This window comes from Limnochorda sp. (assembly GCF_047459355.1).
Lineage (GTDB): Bacteria > Bacillota > Limnochordia > Limnochordales > Limnochordaceae > Limnochorda.
Window position 1 is genome coordinate 1 of record NZ_VSCV01000063.1, and the last position, 3993, is coordinate 3993.

Annotated in this window: 4 protein-coding genes and 1 pseudogene; all 5 read right to left on the reverse strand. The window is 67.3% G+C overall.

Going from position 1 to position 3993, the window contains the following annotated elements:
* The coding region (locus tag FWJ67_RS10700) for an alcohol dehydrogenase catalytic domain-containing protein (RefSeq protein WP_414482808.1) at window positions 1–970 on the reverse strand (970 nt) is incomplete at its 3' end.
* A 48-nt stretch (window positions 971–1018) separates the two neighbouring features.
* Window positions 1019–1768, reverse strand: a complete 750-nt coding sequence (locus FWJ67_RS10705; protein ID WP_304172882.1) for an SDR family NAD(P)-dependent oxidoreductase — start codon at window positions 1766–1768, stop codon at window positions 1019–1021.
* A gap of 59 nt (window positions 1769–1827) precedes the next feature.
* Complete coding sequence (locus FWJ67_RS10710; protein ID WP_304172880.1) at window positions 1828–2778, reverse strand: ABC transporter permease; 951 nt, start codon at window positions 2776–2778, stop codon at window positions 1828–1830.
* An 18-nt stretch (window positions 2779–2796) separates the two neighbouring features.
* Window positions 2797–3762 (reverse strand): ABC transporter permease, encoded by a 966-nt coding sequence (locus FWJ67_RS10715; RefSeq protein WP_304172878.1) that lies wholly within the window; start codon window positions 3760–3762, stop codon window positions 2797–2799.
* Window positions 3759–3993 (reverse strand): annotated as a pseudogene (locus FWJ67_RS10720) (sugar ABC transporter ATP-binding protein); the annotation flags it as partial. The gene FWJ67_RS10715 and the pseudogene FWJ67_RS10720, both read right to left, overlap by 4 nt.

Below are 3993 nucleotides of genomic sequence, written 5' to 3' on the forward strand. Positions count from 1 at the left end.
GCACCTGATCCAGCGGGAGGACGCTGGTGACCAGCCTCCCGACGGGGACAGCCCCCGACGCGATCAGGTGGAGGGCCAGGGCATTCTGGGCTGCCGTCGAGGCGTGCGCCCCGGCAACCCGGATCTCGCCGTAGTGGATCAGGTTGGTGTCGAGGGTGACCGTGGTCCCTTTGGGCAGCCCGGCGAAGAGCAGCAGCCGCCCCCGACGCCGGCACATCTCCAGGGCCTGAGCCTGGACCTGGGCCACCGGCGCGGCGACGATGACCACGTGGGCCCCCGCGCCGCCGGTCAGATCCCGGACCGCCTGGACCGGATCGACGTCCGCCGAGCAGACGGTCTGGGTCGCCCCCAGCTCCTCCGCCAGGCGGAGCCGATCCGGCGAGAGATCGATGGCGATGACCTCCGTGGCACCCTGGAGCTTGGCCAGCATCACGTGGAGGGAGCCGATGGGGCCCATGCCGATGACGGCCACCGTCTCGCCGGCCCGGATCTGCACCTGGGCTTGTCCATTGATGCAGCAGGCGAGGGGCTCGGCCAGGGGAACCTGCTCCGGTGGGATCCCCGCCGGGACCTTGACGATGTTGGCCCTCGCCCTGCGGGGAACGGCGACGTACTCCGCGAACCCGCCATCCCAGTCGATGCCGATGGTCTGCAGATCGGCGCACATGTTGGTCGCCCCGGTCAAGCACTCGGGACAGAGACCGCACCCGACGGCGGGCGCAATCAGCACGGGCTCACCGGCGGCGAGATCCCGGACCGAGGGGGGCACGTGCTCCACCACGCCGAAGATCTCGTGACCAGGAATCCTGGGCTCGGTGACGCGGGGGTTCCCCTTGGTGTAGAGCTTGGTGTCCGTCCCGCAGATGCTGCACGCCTCAACCCGGACGATGATGTGCTCGTCGTCGGGACGGGGGGTCGGCCGCTCCTCGAGCCGGATGTCCCTGATGCCGTAGTAGACCGCCGCTTTCATCTGCTCCCCTCCCACGTGATCATGCAGCTCGCCTTGCCCTGGCCGCCGTCAGATGGCCGACAGCCCGCCGTCCACCACGATGTACTGGCCGCTCATCCAATCCGACTCCTCCGACGCGAGGAAGAGAACAGAGCCGACGTGGTCCTCGGGCTCGCCCAGCCGGCCCAAGGGGATGTTGCTCTCCAGGGCCTTCCGGGTGACGGGGTCCTCCATGGCCGCCTTGCCCAGAGGCGTGAGGGTGGTCCCAGGCGTGATGGCGTTGACGTTGATGCCCCGCGGGGCCAGCTCGACGGCCATGGCCCGGGTCAGGGAGAGGACGGCACCCTTGGAGGCGCTGTACGCCGCGTGGTTGGGCTCACCCACGATGGCCGCCTTGGAGGAGACGTTGATGATCTTCCCCTTGCCCTGCTTGATCATGATGGGCACGACCACCTGGCTCATGAAGACGACGCCCATCACGTTGACGGCGAACATGCGCTGCCAGGCCTCTTCCGTCTCCTCCCAGAAGTTGCCCCCGCTGTGGACGCCGCTGTTGTTCACCAGGACGTCGATCCGGCCCCAGCGGGCCATGACCTGGTCGACGGTCGCCTGGCACTCGCTCTTGGAGGAGACGTCGGTCTTGAAGAAGACCGCCGACCCACCCGCCTGGGTGATCTCCTCTTCCACCTTCTTGCCCGTCGTCTCGTTGATCTCGACGATGGCCACGTGCGCGCCTTCCCGGGCAAAGCCCTTGCAGAACGCCTCACCCAGGCCCTGTCCACCGCCGGTGACGATGACGACCTTGTCCTTAAACCGCATCTCGATCCCTCCACCGAATTGGTTTCACGGGCACGCCAGAGCCCAGACCTCTCAGGAGGTCAGGTGACGATGCTGCCCTTGCTGCGATCAACGGTCACAATGCTCATCAAGATGGCGATGATGGCAAAGACCACCAGCTGGATGTCGCTGGCCACGCCCAGCATCTGCAAGCCCGCCTGAATCCAGGTGACCACGATCACCCCGAGGATGGTCCCCTGGGGGCCGCCCACGCCGCCCGTCAGGGCGGTGCCGCCCGCGACGACGCTGGCGAAGAGCGGGATCATCATGGTGGCGCCCATCTCAATGGAGCCGCCGCCGTACTGCCCGATGTAGAGCACACCCGCCAGTCCGGCCAGCACCCCGCAGATGGCGAAGGCCAGGATCCGGTCCCGGGCGACGTTGATCCCGCTCAGCTCGGCCGCGGTCACATTCCCGCCCAGGGCGTAGAGGCGCCGGCCGAAGCGGGTGTACTTGGCCACCAGCACCGCCACGATCCAGACCGCCAGAGCCCAGTAAAAGACCATGGGCAAGCCGCCCACGAAGCGGACCGCCAGGTTCCGGAGGAAGCGGTCCCGGACCACGTGCAGGAACCCCCGGGAGAGGTAGAGGGCCACCCCTTCAATGAAGACGGACATGGCCAGGGTGGCCAGGAAGGAGGGCACCCGCAGGACGGCGGTGAGCACGCCGTTGGTCACGCCGATCAGGCCGCAGACCAGGATCGCGACCACCACCACCCAGGGCCCCAGCCAGTCCACGTAGAGCGCGCAGAGCATGGCGGCCAGCTTCACCTGGGCCACGACGGAGAAGTCGAAGGACCCCGTCAGCATCACGAAGGTGAGCCCCACCGCCGCGATGAGGAAGTAGGCTGAGGAGTAGACCAGCGTGATGCGGCCCTGCGGGCTCAGGAAGAACGGGTTGATCGCCTGGAAGATGATGACGGCGACAATGGTGGCCAGCACCGAAACGATGATGGCTCGATTCTCTCCGAAGCCTTTCCGTACCAGATCCATCTCTGCCCCTCCCGGCCGTCAGGTAACCTTGACCCCTTTGAGTCCACGCGAGGCGAAGATGACCGCTCCCACCAGCACGAGCCCCACCAGAACTTCCAACGTCTCTGGCCGGAGGAAGGAGGTGTACAGCCCGCGGTAGAGGACCACGTACGCCAGCGTGCCGAGAAGGGTCCGCTCCGGCCCGCCCGCCCCGCCGGTGAAGAGGGTCCCGCCCAAGACAATGGCCACCAGAGGCGCCACCAGCATCTGCATGTCCAGCCCCAGGGGGACCGACCCACCCAGGTGCTTCACCTGGATGATGGCGCCCAGCCCGCTCAGGAGGCCGCTGAGGGTGAAGGCAATGACCCGGTAGCGGTCCGCGTTCACGCCAGCGAGCCGCGCCCCCTCTTGGTTGGAGCCCACCGCCCGGAGCCGGACGCCCAAAGGCGTCCACCGCATCAGGCCAATGGCCAGCAGAATCAGGGGGAGGCTCCAGAGGAGCTCGGTGGGCACCACCGGCATCACCCGCGCGGTGAGGAAGTCGAACCCACGGATGAGCCGGGGATAGCCCCCCGCCAGCCGCGCGGTCAAGCCCGCGTAGAGGGCCGTCAAGCAGAGGGTGAGGATGAAGGACGGGGCCCGAGCCCGGACCAAGAGGGTGCCCACCAACCACCCGGTGAACAGACCCAACAGCGGCAGCACCAGCACGGCCGCCGGGCCCAAGATGGGGGACAGGTACCACCAGAGGATGCCGCCCAGCATCCAGATGCCCAAGAAGGTCATGTCCATGCTGCCGACGACAGCCACGATGGTCGGCCCCAGGGCGAAGAGGATGATGGTGACGAACTCGCCCAACATGGCCGACAGGCTGAGCGGCGTCAGAAACCGGTCGGGGAACAGGAGGGTGAAGACCACCAGAAAGAAGAGGAGCATCCAGACGACCGGCGGCACTTTGATCCGCTGCCGAAGGTCCACGTTGCTGTGGTGCCGTTCCATCAGACTCATGAGCCTACAACCTCCGCGAACGCCGCCCCGTCCAGCGACCGCTCGGCCTTCCCGTCCCGCATGAAGACCACCCGATCGCAGAGCGTGACGTACTCTTTGGTGTCATCGCTGACCAGGACCAGGGCGATCCCTTCCCGCTTCATCTCCAGCAGGGCCTGGTAGATCTCTTGGCGGGCTCCCACGTCCACGCCGATGGTGGGGTTCTCCAGGAGGAGGATCTTGGGCCGCCGC